At 67.6% G+C, this 17,606-nt stretch carries 18 protein-coding genes; 13 read left to right on the forward strand and 5 right to left on the reverse strand.

Translation table 11 applies throughout. The features are described from left to right. Window positions 1–125 precede the first annotated feature (125 nt). The 4 genes from GS4_RS05490 to GS4_RS05505 all read left to right on the forward strand — a co-directional run bounded on the left by GS4_RS05490 (window position 126) and on the right by GS4_RS05505 (window position 3,764). Complete coding sequence (locus GS4_RS05490) at window positions 126–668, forward strand: hypothetical protein (protein ID WP_007618326.1); 543 nt, start codon at window positions 126–128, stop codon at window positions 666–668. A 220-nt stretch (window positions 669–888) separates the two neighbouring features. After that, window positions 889–2,100, forward strand: a complete 1,212-nt coding sequence (locus tag GS4_RS05495) for an SfnB family sulfur acquisition oxidoreductase (protein ID WP_007618327.1) — start codon at window positions 889–891, stop codon at window positions 2,098–2,100. Between the two features lie 13 nt (window positions 2,101–2,113). Then, entirely contained in the window at window positions 2,114–3,220 is a 1,107-nt protein-coding gene (locus tag GS4_RS05500) for an LLM class flavin-dependent oxidoreductase (RefSeq protein WP_007618328.1), read from the forward strand. 46 nt (window positions 3,221–3,266) lie between these two features. Next, entirely contained in the window at window positions 3,267–3,764 is a 498-nt protein-coding gene (locus GS4_RS05505) for an NAD(P)H-dependent oxidoreductase (RefSeq protein WP_007618330.1), read from the forward strand. Window positions 3,765–3,776: 12 nt separating this feature from the next. Here the strand turns inward: GS4_RS05505 and GS4_RS05510 are convergent, their stop codons facing one another. The 3 genes from GS4_RS05510 to GS4_RS05520 are packed head-to-tail and all read right to left on the reverse strand — an operon-like array spanning window position 3,777 to window position 7,317. Further along, window positions 3,777–5,324: an AMP-binding protein gene (locus tag GS4_RS05510; RefSeq protein ID WP_007618333.1), complete on the reverse strand. Its 1,548-nt coding sequence runs from the start codon at window positions 5,322–5,324 to the stop codon at window positions 3,777–3,779. A gap of 11 nt (window positions 5,325–5,335) precedes the next feature. Continuing rightward, complete coding sequence (locus tag GS4_RS05515; protein WP_007618335.1) at window positions 5,336–6,463, reverse strand: DUF5938 domain-containing protein; 1,128 nt, start codon at window positions 6,461–6,463, stop codon at window positions 5,336–5,338. Window positions 6,464–6,513: 50 nt separating this feature from the next. Next, a complete protein-coding gene (locus GS4_RS05520; RefSeq protein WP_007618337.1) occupies window positions 6,514–7,317 on the reverse strand; it encodes an SDR family NAD(P)-dependent oxidoreductase in 804 nt (267 codons plus the stop codon). 253 nt (window positions 7,318–7,570) lie between these two features. Here GS4_RS05520 and GS4_RS05525 point away from each other — a divergent pair, with 253 nt between their 5' ends. From GS4_RS05525 to GS4_RS05535, 3 genes are all read left to right on the forward strand, one after another. Next, a complete protein-coding gene (locus tag GS4_RS05525) occupies window positions 7,571–8,200 on the forward strand; it encodes a TetR/AcrR family transcriptional regulator (protein WP_007618340.1) in 630 nt (209 codons plus the stop codon). A gap of 66 nt (window positions 8,201–8,266) precedes the next feature. Then, window positions 8,267–8,704: an SRPBCC family protein gene (locus GS4_RS05530; protein ID WP_007618342.1), complete on the forward strand. Its 438-nt coding sequence runs from the start codon at window positions 8,267–8,269 to the stop codon at window positions 8,702–8,704. Window positions 8,705–8,727: 23 nt separating this feature from the next. After that, window positions 8,728–9,078, forward strand: coding sequence for a UBP-type zinc finger domain-containing protein (locus GS4_RS05535; protein WP_007618346.1), 351 nt, complete (start codon window positions 8,728–8,730; stop codon window positions 9,076–9,078). A 9-nt stretch (window positions 9,079–9,087) separates the two neighbouring features. On the opposite strand, the gene GS4_RS05540 is transcribed toward GS4_RS05535, so the two are convergent. Beyond that, a complete protein-coding gene (locus GS4_RS05540; RefSeq protein WP_007618347.1) occupies window positions 9,088–9,936 on the reverse strand; it encodes a sulfurtransferase in 849 nt (282 codons plus the stop codon). A gap of 85 nt (window positions 9,937–10,021) precedes the next feature. On the opposite strand from GS4_RS05540, the gene GS4_RS05545 reads away from it, so the two are divergent. From GS4_RS05545 to GS4_RS05555, 3 genes are all read left to right on the forward strand, one after another. Then, window positions 10,022–10,606, forward strand: a complete 585-nt coding sequence (locus tag GS4_RS05545) for a TetR/AcrR family transcriptional regulator (RefSeq protein ID WP_007618348.1) — start codon at window positions 10,022–10,024, stop codon at window positions 10,604–10,606. Next, window positions 10,587–12,119 carry an MFS transporter gene (locus GS4_RS05550; RefSeq protein WP_007618349.1) on the forward strand — a complete coding sequence of 511 codons (1,533 nt, stop codon included), beginning with the start codon at window positions 10,587–10,589 and terminating at the stop codon, window positions 12,117–12,119. The genes GS4_RS05545 and GS4_RS05550 overlap by 20 nt, the downstream gene beginning before the upstream one ends. A 101-nt stretch (window positions 12,120–12,220) precedes the next feature. Then, on the forward strand, window positions 12,221–13,378 hold the full coding sequence (locus GS4_RS05555) for a metallophosphoesterase (protein ID WP_007618350.1): 1,158 nt from the start codon (window positions 12,221–12,223) through the stop codon (window positions 13,376–13,378). Here GS4_RS05555 and GS4_RS05560 read toward each other — a convergent pair. Next, window positions 13,375–14,268: a ribokinase gene (locus GS4_RS05560; protein ID WP_245555579.1), complete on the reverse strand. Its 894-nt coding sequence runs from the start codon at window positions 14,266–14,268 to the stop codon at window positions 13,375–13,377. The two genes, GS4_RS05555 and GS4_RS05560, sit on opposite strands and share 4 nt — an antisense overlap. 170 nt (window positions 14,269–14,438) lie before the next feature. On the opposite strand from GS4_RS05560, the gene GS4_RS05565 reads away from it, so the two are divergent. From GS4_RS05565 to GS4_RS05575, 3 genes are all read left to right on the forward strand, one after another. Beyond that, complete coding sequence (locus GS4_RS05565; protein ID WP_007618352.1) at window positions 14,439–15,533, forward strand: alpha/beta hydrolase; 1,095 nt, start codon at window positions 14,439–14,441, stop codon at window positions 15,531–15,533. A 28-nt stretch (window positions 15,534–15,561) separates the two neighbouring features. After that, on the forward strand, window positions 15,562–16,434 hold the full coding sequence (locus GS4_RS05570; protein WP_040509645.1) for a siderophore-interacting protein: 873 nt from the start codon (window positions 15,562–15,564) through the stop codon (window positions 16,432–16,434). Window positions 16,435–16,905: 471 nt separating this feature from the next. After that, the gene (locus GS4_RS05575; protein ID WP_007618354.1) at window positions 16,906–17,574 is read left to right on the forward strand and encodes an MspA family porin; all 669 of its coding nucleotides are present in this window, start codon (window positions 16,906–16,908) and stop codon (window positions 17,572–17,574) included. Window positions 17,575–17,606 lie beyond the last annotated feature (32 nt).

Below are 17,606 nucleotides of genomic sequence, written 5' to 3' on the forward strand. Positions count from 1 at the left end.
GAGACGTGACGACCGCGACAACGGAGCCGACCCTTCGCAGATCCGCACCGAGAGGTCGTGGCAGGCCGCGCCGGATCGATCCTGATCGAATCGTCGCTGCCGGGACGGAACTGACGCTGCCGGCGGTGACCTTTGCAGCTGTCGCCAAGTCACTCGACGTGACCCAGGCCGCGCTCTACAAGCATGTGAGCGGCGTCGACGAACTGCGGCAGATGATCGCCGAGGCCATCTTCGTCGGTTGGGACATCCCGGGATGCACCCCCGATGCGCCACCGCTCCCCGACTACCTGCTGGCGTTCGGTCGGTCGATTCGCGAACTGGCACATCGACATCCGGGCATCACCCCCTATCTGACGCGGCGCGACGACACCACACCGACGATGGTCGCGAAGATCGCGGGCCACCACGTCGAGGTCGCGAGTGCCTACGACCTGCCCCCGGACACCGCCGCGTGGCTGCTCTCGACCATCGCATTCCACTGCGTCGCGCTGGGCGACACCATCTACGCCTCCTACGGCCAGTCGGTGCTGCCGCAGAGCGCACGTGACGCCGCCCCACCCGCGGACGACGTCGAATCCGAGTTCATCTGGGGCTTGAGGGCCCTGGTCCTCGGCGCGCTGCAGGTCTGCGGAGTCGATGCGGTCGTCGATGGGAGTTGGCGGCGTTGAGATGGACGCGTTGAGATGACCGCGTTGAGATGAGGTCGCGTTCTCGATCAGTGGGAGCGGCAGAGCACGCGTCGCTCCCGATGGAATCATGACGATCGAAAGCTTTGTCCGGCGTCGGCGCCGCTGCGTAACGTCCTCTGCGGCCCGAGCCATTCGGTCGTGATCGATGCGCGCCCGGACGCAGACGCACGCACGGGCGGGACCTGCAAGGAGTGGTGACGTGACCGACGAATCCCGCGCATCCACGCGATCGGCGGTCGCCGTGCTGGGTGCCGACGAGGCCGTCGCCGCCGCGGCCGAACTGGGCGCGGAGTTCGCCCGAGGAGCCGGCAAACGTGATCGCGAGAAGATCCTGCCGCACGACGAGATCAGACAGCTCGGCGCGAGCGGCCTGCTGGCCATCACGGTGCCGGCCGAGCACGGTGGCGCCGACCTGCCGGCGAGTGTGGTCGCCGAGATCATCCGGCTGATCTCGAAGGGTGACCCCAACATCGGCCAGATCCCGCACAGCCACTTCGCCTTCGTCAACCAGCTCCGACTGCAAGGCACCTTCGAGCAGCAGGCGCGGATCTTCGCCGAGCTGCTCGCCGGCAAGAGCATCGGCAACGCCCAATCCGAACGCGGCACCAAGCACGTCCGTGAATACACGACCACGCTCGTCCGCGACGGCGATGCGTGGCGACTCAACGGCACCAAGTACTACTGCACCGGCGCGATCTTCGCGGACTGGATACCGACCCTCGCCCACCTCGGCGAGGACGGGCCGCTGCATGTGGCCTGGGTGCACAAGGACTCCGAGGGGCTCGAGATCGCCGACGATTGGGACGCCGTCGGGCAACGCACCACGTCGAGCGGAACCGTGACCCTCACCGACGTCCGAGTACCGGACGACCTGATCACCGACTACGCCGTCGAGTTCGACGGCCCCACCACGTACGGCTCGTTCGCTCAGCTGCTCCACTCGGCCATCGATGCGGGGATCGCGCGAGCCGCGCTCGACGACGCCGTCGAGTTCGTCACCACCAAGAGCAGGCCCTACCCCGACGCCGGGGTCGAGCGGGCGGCCGAGGACCCGCTGATCGTGCACGCGTTCGGCGAGATGGAACTCGCCGTCCGGGGCGCAGAGGCGTTGCTCGCCGAGGCCGGACGAGCTGTCGATCGCGCGAACGCCGACCTCACCGACGAGACCACCGGCGCCGCAACGCTCGCGGTGGCCGCCGCGCGCGCCTCGACGACCGCGGTGTCGGTCGACGTCGCCAGCCGGCTCTTCGAGGTGTCGGGTACGCGTTCGGCGGCGGGCTCGCAGTCGCTGGACCGGCACTGGCGCAACGCCCGGACGCACACGCTGCACGATCCGGCGGCCTGGAAGTTGCAGCACCTCGGCCGGTGGCGCGTCGACGGCGTGTTCCCACCGCGCCACGGGCAGCTGTAGAGAGGCATCCGAGATGAGCACACTCAGGTTCCACTGGTTCCTCCCGACCAACGGCGGCGACAGTCGCAACATCGTCGGCGGCGGACACGGCGCGTCGAGCGCGACCGCGAGTCGACCGCCATCGGTCCAGTACCTCGGCCAGATCGCCCGTAGCGCAGAACAACTCGGCTTCGAAGGTGCGCTCACACCGACCGGCGCATGGTGCGAGGACGCGTGGATCACCACCGCGATGATCAACAGCCTGTCCGAGCGGCTCAAGTTCCTGGTGGCGTTCCGCCCCGGACTGCTGTCGCCCTACCTCGCCGCGCAGATGTCGGGTACCTTCCAGAACCAATCCGGCGGCCGCCTGATGCTCAACGTCGTCACCGGCGGCGAAGACCACGAGCAGCAGATGTTCGGCGACTTCCTCGACAAGGATGACCGCTACGCGCGTGCCGACGAGTTCCTGGAGATCGTCCGCCGACTCTGGGCTGGCGAGACCGTCGACTTCGACGGCGACCACCTGCAGGTCGCCGATGCGGTCCTCCGACAGGTCCCCGACCCGGTCCCGGAGATCTACTTCGGCGGATCGTCGCCGGCCGCGATCGGCGTGGCCGCGCGGCACGCCGACGTCTACCTGACCTGGGGTGAGCCCCCGGAGTCGGTGGCGGAGAAGCTGGATCGCGTTCGCAAGGCAGCCGCAGACGCGGGCCGCGAATTGCGGTTCGGCATCCGCCTGCACACCATCGCCCGCGAGAACTCCGAGGACGCCTGGGCCGAGGCGCAGCGCCTGCTGGCCCAGATCTCGCCGGAGGAGATCGAACGGAGCCAAGCCGGGTTGGCCCAGTCGGCGTCAGAGGGGCAACAACGCATGGTGGCGCTGCACCAAGGCGCCACCGACCGCCTCGAGATCCACCCCAACCTGTGGGCGGGGGTCGGTCTGGTCCGGGGTGGTGCGGGCACGGCGATGGTCGGCTCGTACTCCGAGATCGCCGACCTCGTCGAGTCCTATCAGGCGGTGGGCATCGAGGAGTTCGTCCTGTCTGGTTACCCGCACCTAGAGGAGGCCTACTGGTTCGGCGAGGGCGTGCTGCCCGAGCTGCGCCGTCGCGGCCTCTGGCATCCGCCGATCACCGACTGATCCGACCATCAGCGAGCCGTCAACCAACTGAACGGGGACATCACCCATGACCACCACCGCCGTCGTCGTAGGCAACCCGAAGCCCGCGAGCCGGACGCTCGCCGCGGCAACCCACGTCGCCCGAGAACTGTCCGGCGGAGAGCCCGACCTGGTCGTCGACCTGGCAACGCTCGGTACCGCGATCCTGGACTGGTCCGACGCCGACATCGCGAGCCTCGTCGACCAGGTCGGCAAGGCAGACCTGGTCGTCTTCGCCAGCCCGACCTACAAGGCCGCGTACACCGGTCTGCTCAAGCTGTTCCTCGACCGTTTCGCCGGCGGCACCGGACTCTCCGGCGTCGCGATCCCACTGCTGCTCGGCGGTAGTCCGGCACACTCGCTCGCTCCGGAGCTGACGTTGCGCCCGGTCCTCACCGAGATCGGCGGGACCGTGCCCGGCCGGGGTCTCTACGTGATCGACTCCGAGCACGACGACCCGGCGGCGTACGCGGACTGGCTCGCCGTGACGAAGCCGACGGTGACCGCACTCCTCGCCGGCCGCTGAGCCGACGGCGCGTCAGGCTGTCCGGTGCGCCTCCCCCATCGTCCCGCGCACCTCGGCCTTGAGGATCTTGCCGACCTTGGATCGTGGTAGTTCGGTCCAGATCTCGATCTCCTTGGGCGCCTTCACGCTTCCGATGCGTTCCTTGACGAAGGCGATCAACTCCTCGGTCGCCACATCGTGTCCGGCGCGCAGCTCGATCGCCGCGGTCACCCGTTCACCCCACTTGGCATCGGGTAGCCCGATCACCGCCGAGTCCTTCACCGCCGGATGCGCCAACAGGGCTTGCTCGACCTCGGCCGAGTACACGTTGAACCCGCCGGTGATGATCATGTCCTTGGCCCGATCGACCACATACAGAAAGTCGTCGGCGTCGAGATAACCGATGTCGCCGGTGTGATGCCAGCCGTGCGCACCGACCTCCGTTGTCGCCGTGGGGTTCTCGTGATAGCCGTCCATCACCAATGGACCCCGCACCACGATCTCGCCGCGCTCGCCCGTCGGCAACAGCGTTCCGCCGGCCCCCATGATCGCAACCGTCGTCAACGGCGTCGGCCGTCCCGCCGAGCTCAGCCGCTCGGTCGCGACCGACCCGTCGGGCCGAAAGTGATCGGCCGGCGCCAACGTCGCGATCATGTTGGGCGCCTCGGTCTGCCCGAAGAGCTGACCCAACACCGGACCGATCCGCGACAACGCCTCCTCCAACCGCGTCGGCGACATCGGCGCCGCCCCGTACCACAGACACCGCAACGAACTCAGGTCCCGTCGATCGAGATCCGGATGGTCGAGCACCCCGTAGATCACCGTCGGCGGCAAGAACGCATGGGTGATCCGGTGCGACTCGATCAATTCCAGGAACACCCCGATGTCCGGGGCCGACATGATCACGACCTCGCCGCCGAGACTCAGGATCGGGAACGTCAGCACCCCCGCGGAGTGTGTCAGCGGCGCGAGTGCCAGATACCGCGGTCGCTGCCCGAACGGATAACTCATCAACGCCGACGCCGTCGAGGTCATCATGTTCAGCTCGGTCAGCCGCACACCTTTCGGACGCCCGGTCGTGCCGCCGGTACCCGCCAGCATGCACAGACCGCCCTCGGGCCGACGCGATTCGTCTGCTGCGGCATCATGGGTGGCCAGCCATTCCTCGAATCCGATTGCCCACTCCACCGTCCCATCCAGACAGACCAGCCAGGTCAGCTCGGGCAGATCGGCCCGGATTCGATCGACGAGGTCGGCGAACTTCTCCTGGAAGAACAGCAACCGACATCCGAACAGATCGAACAACTGCCGGTTCTCATCGGCCTCGTTGCGCGGGTTCACCGGACACCACACCGCTCCCGCGCGCGAGATGCCGAACACGCACGTCAGGGCCAGCGGATCGTTTCCCGACAGCACCGCGACCCGGTCACCGGCCTCGATCCCGTTGTGCTGCAACGCACCTGCGATCGCCACCGACCGGTCCTGCACCTCACCGTAGGTGGCACTCACCCCACCGGCCGTGAGGCACGGTGCCCCACGGCCCATCGAGGCGCCCTTGTCCAGATACTCGACGAGACGCATGATCGCCCGACTCAGCGGTGGACGGAGACGATCGGATCGAGCACCAGGCCGAACGCCCGCAGCGTACCGAGGAGTTCGCGATGACCGAAGGCCTGGCAGCTCGATGCGAATCCGACCCGTCGCGGCGGTCCCTGGAGCAATTCGCCTGCGGCATGGGCGTTCAGCAGGGCCGTCTGCTTGTAGTTGCAGTTACCGTGGATCACGCAGTGCGCGCGGCCCAGCGGACCGGATGCGTACACGGAGTCCAGCGATGTATTGATCCGCGGGTTCTCGCGAGGTGGCATCTCGCTGCGGATCGCCGACGACTGCTCGTCGATGATCCGGTACTTCTCTTCCTCGGACTTGCCCTCCATCTGCTCGAGAGCCGCGGCCACGAGCACCGGGACCCCTTGCATCAGCGGTCGGTTGAAGACGCCCCCGAGTGCCTTGGCCGTCTGGACCCGCGGGTCGTTCTTGAACCACACCGGATGTGAGGTGCCGCCCCACGGCAGCGCGAGCCCGAGTTCGTGCTGCCCGGGGACGCTCACGGTGTACAGGCCGTCCTCCGGCGGCCACTCGACGTACTCGTTCTGCTCCAGGTAGTACGCCTTCGCGAACGCTGCGTTGGTCAGGATGGTGTTGGTCGATGCGACCGTCGGATGTCCCTTCCAGAACACCTGGATGTCGAGCGTGTCGAGGCCGGGGTTCTCGAGACAGATGTTGGCCGCGATCTCGCCGATGGAGTACATCTGGGCCAGTCCGGGCGTGATGACCAGTCCGCGCGAGGCGAATTCGGCGCCGTACTGCTCCTCGGCGTCGATCATCCAGTTCTGCTCGCCGTTGGTGTCGGTGTAGTGGGCGCCGATCTCCAGGCAGGCCTCGGCGACCTCGTGGCCGTAGCGTGCGAACGGGCCGACCGTGTTGAGCACGATGTCGGCGCCCCGGAACGCCTCGGTGAGAGAGGCGGTGGTGTGCTCGACCTCCACGATCTCGTGGTCGACCGTGTCGATCCCGGGAACCGCGTCGACGGCAACCTTGACCCGGCCGTGATCGCGGCCGGCCGCCAGGAACGGGATGTTGTACTCGCGCAGGTATTCACAGATGAGTCGGCCGGTGTAGCCGGATGCTCCGTATACGACGACGCGCTTGTCGGTGGGCATGATCGAACTCCTCGGGTGTCGGTGTGATCTGGGTGAGAGGTGGCGTGGTCTTACATACCCATGCCGCCGTCGACCGGCAGGCCGGCGCCGGTGATGAACTTGGCGGCGTCGGACACGAGGAAGACCACGGCATCGGCCATGTCGTCGACCTGTCCGAGACGTCCCAGCGGCGTGAGCTCGGCGACGGCCTGCGCCGCCGCCTCGGGTGACGGGAAGAGGCCGAGTTCGGCGGTCTCGACGGCCAGCTTGTTGCCCATCGCGGTCGGCGTGAGGGCCGGGTAGATGGAGTTGACCCGGACTCCGTAGCCGAGCTTGCCCGATTCGGCCGCCGCCACCCTCGTCAGCCGGTCGATACCGGACTTCGTGGCCGAGTAGACGCTGATGCCCGGGAACGCGATGGTCGCCGCCACCGACGCGATGTTGACGACCGCGCCACCCTTGCCCGCCGCTCCTCCCGGGCGCATCGCCCGGAACGCGTGCTTGATGCCGAGTGCGGTGCCGAGAATGTTGACGTCGAGCATCTTCGACGCGGCAGCGGCGTCCAGGTCGACGATCAGATTCGTCACCTCGATCCCGGCGTTGTTGACCACGATGTCGAGGCCGCCGAGCGACTGGACCACCGACGCGACCGCGGATTCCCAGGCACTGTCGTCGGTGACGTCGAGCGAGACGAACTCCGCCTTCGCTCCCTTCGACCGCAGGTCCTCGACAGTCGCCTGGCCACCATCGGCATTCACGTCCCCGATTGCGATCGAGGCGCCGGCCGCGGCAAGCGCTTCGGCCATACCGGCGCCCAGGCCTTGCGCACCCCCGGTCACCAGGGCTGTCCGCCCGGTCAGGTCATAACTCGTCATGTCCGCACCTCTCCGTTGAAGTCGAGCAGATCGAAAAGAGCACCGAGTCGGTGCGCTACAGCACACACACTGGTGACGTTGTGCTGCGCATCACACTATGGCGAGTTCTTGACAGTCGTCAAGAGAATCCTTGACAGTTGTCCAGAGAGGCCTCCTTCGGTGTGACCGGCTACACTCATCGCCACACGGTGCGATGCCGACCACGAGCCGACGGCATCGGCCAGGAGCGTCTGCACAGGGACAGGACGAACACGTGACACAGGTCGCCGACACCACGACCAGAGCGGAGGAGCGCGCCCCCGGCAAGTTCGAGGCGCGTCGCACTGAACTGGCGTTGGCCACCCTCCACACGCTCGCTGAACTCGGCTACGCACGGACCAGCCTGCGTGAGATCGCGCAGAACTCGGAGTACTCCCACGGCGTCCTGCACTACTACTTCACCGACAAACTCGACCTGATCGCGCATGCCGTCCGGCAGTACGAGGCGGTCTGCGTGACCCGTTACGACGAGGTGGTGGCACGCGCGGAGAGCGCCGAGCAGCTACAGATCGAGTTCACCGAGACCTTCTTCGAGACCCTTCGTGCCGATGCGCCCATCCACCGCCTCTGGTACGACCTGCGCAACCAGAGCCTGTTCGACGATTCGTTCCGTGCCGACGTCCTCGACATCGAAGAACGCCGCGAGCAGATGATCTGGCGGGTGATCGCCCGATTCTGCGAACTCTCCGACGTCGAACCGTCGATCACCCCGGCGACGGCCTACATCACCATCGACGGGATCTTCCAGCGCGCGCTTCTCCATCAGATCGCCGGCCGCGACGCCGAGATCGACGACGCGCGTGGACAACTGGCTGCCGTGTTCGAGTTCCGAACGCACTGCTGATCGACGCGCTAGAGTTCGTGGCGATGGCATCCACCGGGATGCGCGATGCGACACGAAGGAGCCGAGGTGGGCATAGTCCGACATCGATCGACAGTCGAGACACCGCGTGATCGAGCGTTCGCCTATGTGAACGACCATCGCCACGTGCCCGATTGGATGTTCGGAGTCGATCGGTTCGATCCGGTCACCGATGTCACCTACGGTCTCGGCGCGACTTTCGACATCGAGATGCGCATCGGCCCCAAGGCATTGTCGTCCACCGTCGAGGTGACCGAGTTCGTGGAGAACGAGATCGTGCGGCTGGAGCCGGTGAAGGGTTTCGCGGCGGGCACCGTGTGGCGGTTCGCCGACGTCGACGGCGGTACGGACGTCGACGTGGAGTTCACCTACGACCTGCCCGGCGGGATCGCCGGCAGAGCCCTTGGTGCAGTGATCGAGCCCGCCGTCGGGCACGCTGTGCGACAGACGGATTCGGCGTTGCGCAGCCGACTCGAAGCGCTGTGAGACCCTGAAGAACGGAGCCCACGATGGCCGACCGACCGATCAACACCTCCGTGGGTCCGAGCGGACCCGGCTGCGCGGATTGCGAAGCAACGGGCTCGTGGTGGTTCCACCTCCGCCGCTGCGTCGACTGCGGGCACGTCGGCTGCTGCGACGACTCGCTGCACCGGCATGCCCGCGGCCATGTGAATGCCACCGGGCACACCATCATCCAGAGCTTCGAGCCGGGTGAGGACTGGTTCTACGACTTCACCGACGATTCGGTGTTCGAGGGGCCGACCCTGGCGGAGCCGACATCGCATCCGGTCGACCAGACAGTGCCCGGACCGCGGGAACGAGTCCCTGCCGATTGGGTCCAGCAACTCGAGGCCCGCTGAGGCGACCGGTCAGGTCGGCTCCCCTTCCGGCGTCGGACCGACGGCGGCAGGTCGATCGGGATCGGCGGACCATTGCGACCAGGAGCCGGGGAACAGTGCGCCGGTCAGCCCGGCGATCTCCAGGGCCGCGACCTGATGTGCGGCGTTGACACCCGATCCGCAATAGGTGATGACCGCCGCTCCGTCCTCGACTCCGTTGTCGGCGAATCGCTTTCGTAGCTCATCGGCCGGTAGGAACCTCCCATCGGCGGTGCGACTCTCCGCGGTCGGTACGGAGATCGCCCCCGGGATGTGCCCGGCTCGCGGGTCGATCGGCTCCACCTCGCCGCGGTACCGCTCGGACGCGCGGGCATCGAGCAGGACCGACGAAGTACCCGCGACCTCGTCGATGTCGGCGACCGGGAGGTGGCCGGCTTCGAGCGTCACGGCGCCCGCGCGCGGCGTGGTGTCGCCCGACGACAGTCGCATCCCGGCGTCCCGCCAGGCGCCGAGGCCACCGTCCAGCAGCCGGACGTCGGTGAGTCCGCCCCACCGCAGCAGCCACCAGGCACGGGCCGAGGCGAGATTTCCGATGTCGTCGTAGACGACCACCGGCGAGCCGTCGTCGATACCCCACGCCCGCGCCGCTGCCTGTAGGTCGGCGATGTCGGGGAGCGGATGCCTGCCACGTTCCGTCGCGGCCGGGCCAGCCAGTTCGGCGTCGAGGTCGACGAAGACCGCACCGGGGATGTGTCCCTCCCGGTAATGCTCGCGCCCGCGATCGTCGCCCAACTGCCAACGGACGTCGAGGATCACCGGCGGGCGATCCGACAGCATCGCCTCGGTCAGTGCGTCGACGTCCACGAGTATCTGCGCCATCACGCCATCATGCCGGTTGATCGGCGTGACAGGACGGCCGCGCTAATGTACAAACGTACATGTACTTATGTACAGAAAGGATGTCATGGCCGAGAACGCACCTCGACGTCGCCGGCGGGATCCGGCGGAGCGACGCCGCAGCATCGTCGCGGCCGCCACCGAACTGGTCCGCGAACTCGGGTCCGCGGGTCTGACCCATCGCTTGGTCGCCGAGCGCGCAGGAGTGCCACTCGGTGCCACCACGCAGTACTTCGCAACCCTCGACGACCTGCGCGCGGAGGCCCTGGCCGCGCTGGCGGACGAGGTCGACGTGTCCCTGTCCGAGGTCGCGGACGCACTCATCGGGCACGGGCCCTCGCCAGAGGCTTTCGCGCGGACTCTGCACGACTACATCTCCGACGAGCAGATGGCACGCGCCGACATGGCGCTGCTGTCGGCCGCCATGGTCGACCCGCACCTCCGCGACCTCGCCCTGCGATGGTCCACCGGATTGATCGACCTGCTGTCTCCGCACGTCGGTGCGGGGACAGCTCGCGCCGTCACCGCCTTCGTCGACGGTGCGACCATCCACGCCCTCCTCCACGGGACACCGATGTCGGTGGAGGAGATCACCCACACCTTGAATGCTCTGCTGACCTCCGGAGGCAACGATGTCCGTGACGACCGCTGAGACCGGCTATTCCTTCCGCCGGAGATGGGCGTCGGCGACCGTACTGTCGCTCAGCCTGCTGGTCATCACCGTAGACCTGACGATCCTCAACATCGCCCTCCCCGATCTCGCCGCCGACCTGCGCCCGACATCGGACCAGCAGCTGTGGATCGTCGATGCCTATTCACTGGTGCTCGCCGGCCTGCTGGTCACGATGAGCTCGCTGGGCGACCGATGGGGCCGAAAGCGCATGCTGCTGGCCGGTTTCGCGGTCTTCGCCGTCGCCTCGGGCCTGGTCTTGGTTGCCGACTCTCCTGCCGCGGTCATCACCCTGCGTGCGTTGTTGGGTGTCGGTGGCGCGATGATCATGCCGACCACCCTGTCGATGCTTCGTAGCGTGTTCACCGACCCCGCCGAACGTGCCACCGCACTCGGACTCTGGGCTGCGGTCTCCGGCCTCGGCGCCGCGATCGGGCCGATCGTCGGCGGCCTGCTGCTGGAGTACTTCTCCTGGCGTGCAGCGTTTCTGGTCAATGTGCCGTTGATGGTCATCGCACTCGTCGCCGGCGCACTGATCCTGCCGGAGTCGCGCCATCCGAAACCAGGTCGTTGGGACTACGTGGGCGCGGGCATGTCGGTCGCCGGAATGGTTTTGCTGGTGTGGTCCATCAAGAGATTCGCCAAGGAATCGGAGCTCGTCGATCCGTCGGCTTGGCTGGCGTTGGCCGCGGCGGTGGCGATCCTCGCGGTGTTCGTCCGACGCTGCCTGCGCGACCCCGACGCACTGATCGACCTCGGACTCTTCCGGCGTCGGGCTTTCAGTGCAGGCGTCCTCGCCGCGCTCGGCACCATGTTCGCGATGGCCGCCGCCCTTCTGTTGCTGGCCCAGTGGCTTCAGCTCGTGGACGGACAGTCGCCGATAGCGACCGGCGTCCGCCTGCTACCGGTCGCCGGGATGGCGATCGTCTCCTCGTTGGTCGCCGCCCCCTTGGCCAGGCGGCTCGGCGCACGCACGGTGCTCGCGGGCGGCGTAGGCATCGCCGGAGTCGGCATGACCGTGCTCGCTGTCGGCACCGGGCCCGTCCCGTACTGGCTCATCGCCCTGTCGCAGGCTCTCGTCGGTGTCGCGATCGGCTCGTTGGCCATCGCCTCTGCGATGATCATGTCCGGAACACCGGATGCCAAGGCGGGCAACGCCGCCGCGCTGGAGGAGACCTCGTACGATCTCGGCAACGTGCTCGGCGTGGCGGTTCTCGGCAGCGTCGCGTCGGCACTCTTCCGGTCATCACTGGTCGATTCGCCGTCACCCGGCGTCGGCGCGGATGTCACCTCGGCGGCGTCGGAATCGCTGGGGTCGGCGATGCACACGGCTGCAGAGTTGGGATTGCCGCAGCTGGCTGCTCGCGCATCGGAGGCGTTCACCGATTCGATGCGTGACACCTTCCTGATCGGCGGTCTCGCGATGATCGCGGTCGCGGCGGCGGTCTTCGCGATCACGCCCCGGGGAACGGATGTGAGCACGCAGCACCACTGACCACGCCCCGACAGACCGGGACGCTACCGTTGGCAGGCACACCGGCGGTGGTTGCCGCGACCCACGCGCGTCCCGGTCGGCAAGAGGGGTGACATCATCCGATGCAGATAGTCCTGGCCGTGGTGCTCGCACTCATCACGTTCTGGTTCCATCGACGCCTGGTCCGTGCGACCGGTCTCACGCGGCCGTGGTCGCTCGTCGCCGATGGCGCGCTGGTACTGCTGTACGTGCTCGCGCTGATCGGTGTCAGCAGCGGCGTGCTCCTCGACCCCGCGTGGGCCCGACCCTTTGCGTTCGCCGGATGGGTCTGGTTGGCAACGGTCTTCTATCTGGTCCTCGGACTGCTGGTCGTCGGACTGGTCGCAGTGGTCTTCCGCCTGGTCGGACGCGTGCGCGGCACCGAGCGCCGCGAAGCGACCGATTCGGCACGGAAGCGATTCGTGCGCTTCGGTTCGGTGGTGGTGGTGATCGCCGCCGTCGCCACCGTCGGATACGGGGTCGCCGAGGCAGCGCGCCCACAGGTGACCCACACCGACGTCCCGCTCGCCCGCCTTCCCCAGCAGTTCGACGGTGTCCGGGTCGCCCTCGTCTCCGACCTTCACGTCGGACCCGCACGGGGTCGCGCGTTCGTCCAACGGGTCGTCGACGAGGTGAACCGTCAGCGTCCCGACCTCGTCGTGATCGCCGGCGATCTCGTGGACGGCACGGTCGATCTCGTCGGTGCCGACCTGGGACCGCTGGCCGACCTCCGGGCCCCGCTCGGGATCTTCGGCGTCAGTGGAAACCACGAGTTCTACGCCGACGACGGCGGCAAGTGGCTCGACGTCTGGCAGCGGCACGGCGTGACGACGCTCCGCAACCAGCGGTCGGCGATCACCCGGGACGGGGCGAGTATCGACATCGTCGGAATACACGACCGCACCGCACCCGCTCCGTACGAACCAGACCTCGATGCAGCACTGGCCGGCCGCGATCCCCGGCGGTTCGCGCTGTTGCTGGCACACGAACCGCTGCAGGCCTTCGACGCCTCGGATGCCGGTGTCGACCTTCAGCTCTCCGGTCATACACACGGCGGGCAGATGTGGCCGATCCCGTACCTGGTGCGCCTGCAGCAGCCGACCGTTCAAGGGTTGGATCGGGTGGAGAACACCGAGATCTACACCACCCGAGGCGCGGGAGCATGGGGCCCGCCGGTGCGAGTGGGAGCTCCGCCGGAGATCAGCATCCTGACCCTGCGCACCTCCGCACGCGCCGGTTAGCGCTCGCGCGCAACCAGTTCGGTCGCCGCTTGCGCCGAGGCGGCACTCGCCTCGACCAAGGTCTGCCCACGATCGAGAGACGCCACCAACGTGCCGACGAACTGATCGCCCGCCCCGGTGGTGTCGACAACCTCCACCTCGGGCACCGGGATGTGCTGTACGCGTGGACCGTCCACGTGTCGGCCGTCGGCGACGACCACGCCGCGACCACCGAGAGTGATCACGACCGATCGCGCCACCGACAACAGGCGACGCGCTTGCTCCTCGACGTCACCGTCCCGGACAGGACCGCCGGGATCGTAGTGGGCAGCTTCGCCCTCGTTGACCACCAGCGGGTCGGCCAGCGCCACGATCTCGGGGTCGAGGTCGGCGACCGGGCTCGGGTTGAGCACGAATCGTGCACCCGAGTCTCGACACCATCCGGCAACCGCGACGGTGACCGCACGCGGCGACTCGAGCTGGGTGAGCACGGACGTGGGACGCAGCTCGTCGAGGGCAGCGACGACCTCGCCTCCCGCGAGCTCGTCGTTCGCGCCTGCCACCACGATGATGCGGTTGTCGCCGGACTCATCGACCTCGATCACCGCCCTGCCGCTGGGTCCCGGACGTCTGCCGACGAATCGCGTGTCGACGCCCGCGCTCTCGGCAGCGTCCAGCAGCAGCCGACCGGCATCGTCACTACCGACAGCGCCGACGAGTGCCGTCGGCCCGACACCCGCAGCCGCTGCTGCCTGGTTGGCGCCCTTGCCACCCGGCCGCTCGGAGTACCCGGTTCCCAGCACCGTCTCCCCGACGTCGGGCCGACGCTCGACGCGCACCACCAGATCGAGGTTCAGGGTGCCGACCACGGCGATCCCTCCCGGAGCCTGCCCCATCGCGTCGCCGCCCATGTCGGCGAGTGTGCCACCGTCACCGACCATCGGATGAGACCCACGACACACCGCCACGACCTCGCCGCCGGCGCATGACCTCGACAGTGTTCAATGGCAACATTCACGGTCGGTGCACCATCCGTCGACAGCCGTCGACGGACCACCGGCCAACACCTGCGGAGGACGACATGCTCGACGGCGTCAGCACCCTCGTTCGACTCGCTCGTGGCGAGCAGGTCGCCGAGGACCGGCCGACCACCCATCGCACCATCGCCGACGGGCCGCATCGGACCCTGCGCCGCTACGGCTCGGACGAGCGCGTCGAGGAACTCCGCGCCCTCGGCCGACCGCCGGTGCTGCTGGTACCCCCGTTCGCGGTCTCGGCACGTTGTTACGACCTGGCCCCTGGGATGTCCGTGGTCGAGCACTTCCTCGACGAAGGCCGGGTGCCCTACGTCCTCGATTTCGGCGACATCACCTACGCCGACCGCCACCTCGGGTTCGAGCACTTCTTCGACGAGGTCATCCCGGAGGCCATCCTCACCGCGCTCGACGATCACCCGTCGGCGGACGCGGATCAGCCGGGTGTCGACCTCGTCGCCTGGAGCCTCGGTGGCACGGTCAGCTTCTTGACCATCGCCGCGCACCCGGAGCTGCCGATCCGGTCGATCACCGCCGTCGGCACCCCGCTCGACTACGGCGCGGTCGCTCCGTATCCGCTGGTCCGCAAGGTCATGCGACCGGTGGGAGATCGTCCGCTCACACTGGCACTGCGCGCGCTCGGCGGCATCCCGGCGCCGCTTGTGCGGTTGGCGTATCGCGGCACGGCCTGGCAGCGCGAGCTCCGCAAGCCCGGTTTCATCATGCGCAACGCCGACAACCCGGACGCCCTCGCGCGGATGCAGGTCATCGACCGCTTCCAGGATTCGATGCCGGGTTACCCGGGCCGACTGGCCGAGCAGATGTGGCAGAACCTCGTCTTCCGGGACGAGATCGCGCGCGGCGTACTCCACATCGACGACCGGGTGCTGGATCTGACGTCCATCGGCGTACCGATCCAGTTGTTCGGCAGCCACCGAGACGCGATCGTGAGCTGGGCTGCGGCCCGCCACGGCGTCGATCTCTTCGCGGACGCGCCGGAGGTGCATTTCACCACGGTCGAGACGAGCCATCTCGGACTCGTCGCCGGCGCCGAGGCGGCTGCCGGGACATGGCCCCGCATCGACACCTTCCTCGCGGCCCTGGACGAGAACGGCCGAGTCGAGGCCGGCGCACGGAGCTGATCCGCAGGTAAGGGTAGCCTTGGTCGCCATGGGCTATTCGTTCGCGCGCGTGACCGCCACCGAGGACCTGAACCCGCGACTGCGCCGGGTGCGACTCGACGTCGCCGATCCCGATGCGCTCGGGCTTCCCGACCAAGGGGACGAGGCGGTCGGGATCTACTTCCCCACCGACGGTCGCCGGCCACCCGAGATGGAGAACCGTGACGGCGCGTGGGGGTACTTCGACGAACCGATCCCGCCGGGCCGCAACTACTCCGTGCGAGCGCTCGACCCCGCGACGCGTGAGATGGTCGTCGACTTCGTGATCCACGACCACGGTGTCGCCACGACCTGGGCGCGCGAAGCGTCCATCGATGACGAGGTCGTCCTCGCCCACGGGCGCGGCTGGTACCGCCCACCGACCGACGCCGCATGGCAACTGCTCGTCGCCGACCTCGCCGGCCTGCCCGCACTCGCACGGATCATCGAAGAACTGCCGACCGGGACTGCGGCCACTGCGATCGTCGAGGTCGTCGACGAATCGGACCTGGACTATCTCCCGCGCCGCGACGACGTCGAAGTCCGCGCGGTGATCGAGGGCGGGAACGGTCACGGTGCGAGTGCACTGCCGTCCGCGGTCGCCGACTTCGACCATCCCGAGGGACCGGGGTACTGCTGGTTCGCCGCCGAGGCATCCGCGTCCCGCGCGGTCCGCAAACAGCTCCGACGCGAGTTCGGATGGCAGCGAGAGCAATACGACATCATCGGCTACTGGCGGTTCGACGGCGAGGCCTGGGCGAAGCGGTACGCCGAGCACGGGACCGAACTCCTCGAGGTCTACCAGCGTGCCATCGCCGACGGCAAGGGCGAGAAGGCCGCCTCCGAGGAGTTCGATGCCGCGCTCGAACGCGCCGGCCTCTGAGCCGCTGACCGTGGGAGTTAGTAACAGCGCGTTCTATCCTGATCTCCGAATGACCTGCCCAACATACAAAAAGATCGCCGAAAGCAGCGCGCGAAGTACGACAGAAACCTCTTCCTCTGAATACGTCATTGCCTAAATCGATTGTCCTGCAATCAGTTACACGATTGATACTTCCGCGGGCCCTCCACGCGATGAATCCGAACGCACCCGCTTCGCTGCCTAGCTCATCGAAACGGAGCGCCGCCTCGGGCGTATTCTTTCCGCTCCGCGATTGAGGTGCTCGCGCTGAGGGCAGGCTGGTGCTCATATACGCCTAGGTGCGGTAGACGTGGGCGCTGGTTTGCTGTCGTTCGTTCGGATGACCCGGCCGTGTCCTCGATCACAAACCAATAGTTCCTGTTGGTGAGCTTTCGGGGCGTGTGCTGTGATCGGCAATATTCAATATCGCAAAGTATCAGTGTGGAGTGGTGGATGGGTACGGGCGGGTTCGGGCGGTGCGGATATGGCCGTGTCGCGGTGTCGGGTGTTGCTGCGGCGACGATTGCCGTCGGTGTCCTGACCGGCGCGGGTGCGGGTCCGGTGGTGGCGGCGCCTGATTCGTTCGGCGATCGGTCGGTGTCGAAGGTGACCGAAGACGGTTGGCGGGTGACTGCGGTCAAAGCCGAGGAGCGGGTTCGTTCGGTGGCGCCGTTGAATCAATCTACTTGGACGCGTGAGGGATTCCTGTCGCTACGCGGTGAAGGCCGCATCAGCGGTGCCGGGAGGGTGGCGGTTTCTGCGGGCACGGTGCGCGCGGGATTCCAGATCGGGTGCAATACCGACGTCACCTCGGGGCTGACCCTGGGGGTCACGGCGGGTCCGACTGCGCAGATGTCGATTTCGTGGCCACCAGCGTTGATCGTGGGAGCCCAAGCCAGCGGGAACGTATCGACCACGTTGAAACCCGGAACGATCGCCGACATCGCGTTCGGGGTGAAAAGACTCGCCGGGCCCCGCGCAGGTCTGACCGTCGACGGGGTGCACGTCAAAGTCGATGGCTGTCTGGGGCCGGTCGCGGTGCGTTCGTATGTGACCGTGGCGATCTCGACTCCGATCAACGACAACACCGTCAACGTCTACGGCACACCCCACTACCTGTAACACCCGCCCCGGCACGTCCAGGAGATCCACCC

The sequence above is a fragment of the Gordonia soli NBRC 108243 genome, from assembly GCF_000334455.1.
Lineage (GTDB): Bacteria > Actinomycetota > Actinomycetes > Mycobacteriales > Mycobacteriaceae > Gordonia > Gordonia soli.

Bases quoted from the DNA above. Each gene is read 5' to 3' on its own strand.
- GS4_RS05500 (WP_007618328.1), top strand. From the start codon at position 2,114: ATGAGCACACTCAGGTTCCACTGGTTCCTCCCGACCAACGGCGGCGAC.
- GS4_RS05505 (WP_007618330.1), top strand. From the start codon at position 3,267: ATGACCACCACCGCCGTCGTCGTAGGCAACCCGAAGCCCGCGAGCCGG.
- GS4_RS05510 (WP_007618333.1), bottom strand. From the start codon at position 5,324: ATGCGTCTCGTCGAGTATCTGGACAAGGGCGCCTCGATGGGCCGTGGG.
- GS4_RS05515 (WP_007618335.1), bottom strand. From the start codon at position 6,463: ATGCCCACCGACAAGCGCGTCGTCGTATACGGAGCATCCGGCTACACC.
- GS4_RS05520 (WP_007618337.1), bottom strand. From the start codon at position 7,317: ATGACGAGTTATGACCTGACCGGGCGGACAGCCCTGGTGACCGGGGGT.
- GS4_RS05535 (WP_007618346.1), top strand. From the start codon at position 8,728: ATGGCCGACCGACCGATCAACACCTCCGTGGGTCCGAGCGGACCCGGC.
- GS4_RS05540 (WP_007618347.1), bottom strand. From the start codon at position 9,936: ATGGCGCAGATACTCGTGGACGTCGACGCACTGACCGAGGCGATGCTG.
- GS4_RS05545 (WP_007618348.1), top strand. From the start codon at position 10,022: ATGGCCGAGAACGCACCTCGACGTCGCCGGCGGGATCCGGCGGAGCGA.
- GS4_RS05550 (WP_007618349.1), top strand. From the start codon at position 10,587: ATGTCCGTGACGACCGCTGAGACCGGCTATTCCTTCCGCCGGAGATGG.
- GS4_RS05555 (WP_007618350.1), top strand. From the start codon at position 12,221: ATGCAGATAGTCCTGGCCGTGGTGCTCGCACTCATCACGTTCTGGTTC.
- GS4_RS05560 (WP_245555579.1), bottom strand. From the start codon at position 14,268: ATGGGCGGCGACGCGATGGGGCAGGCTCCGGGAGGGATCGCCGTGGTC.
- GS4_RS05565 (WP_007618352.1), top strand. From the start codon at position 14,439: ATGCTCGACGGCGTCAGCACCCTCGTTCGACTCGCTCGTGGCGAGCAG.
- GS4_RS05570 (WP_040509645.1), top strand. From the start codon at position 15,562: ATGGGCTATTCGTTCGCGCGCGTGACCGCCACCGAGGACCTGAACCCG.
- GS4_RS05575 (WP_007618354.1), top strand. From the start codon at position 16,906: ATGGGTACGGGCGGGTTCGGGCGGTGCGGATATGGCCGTGTCGCGGTG.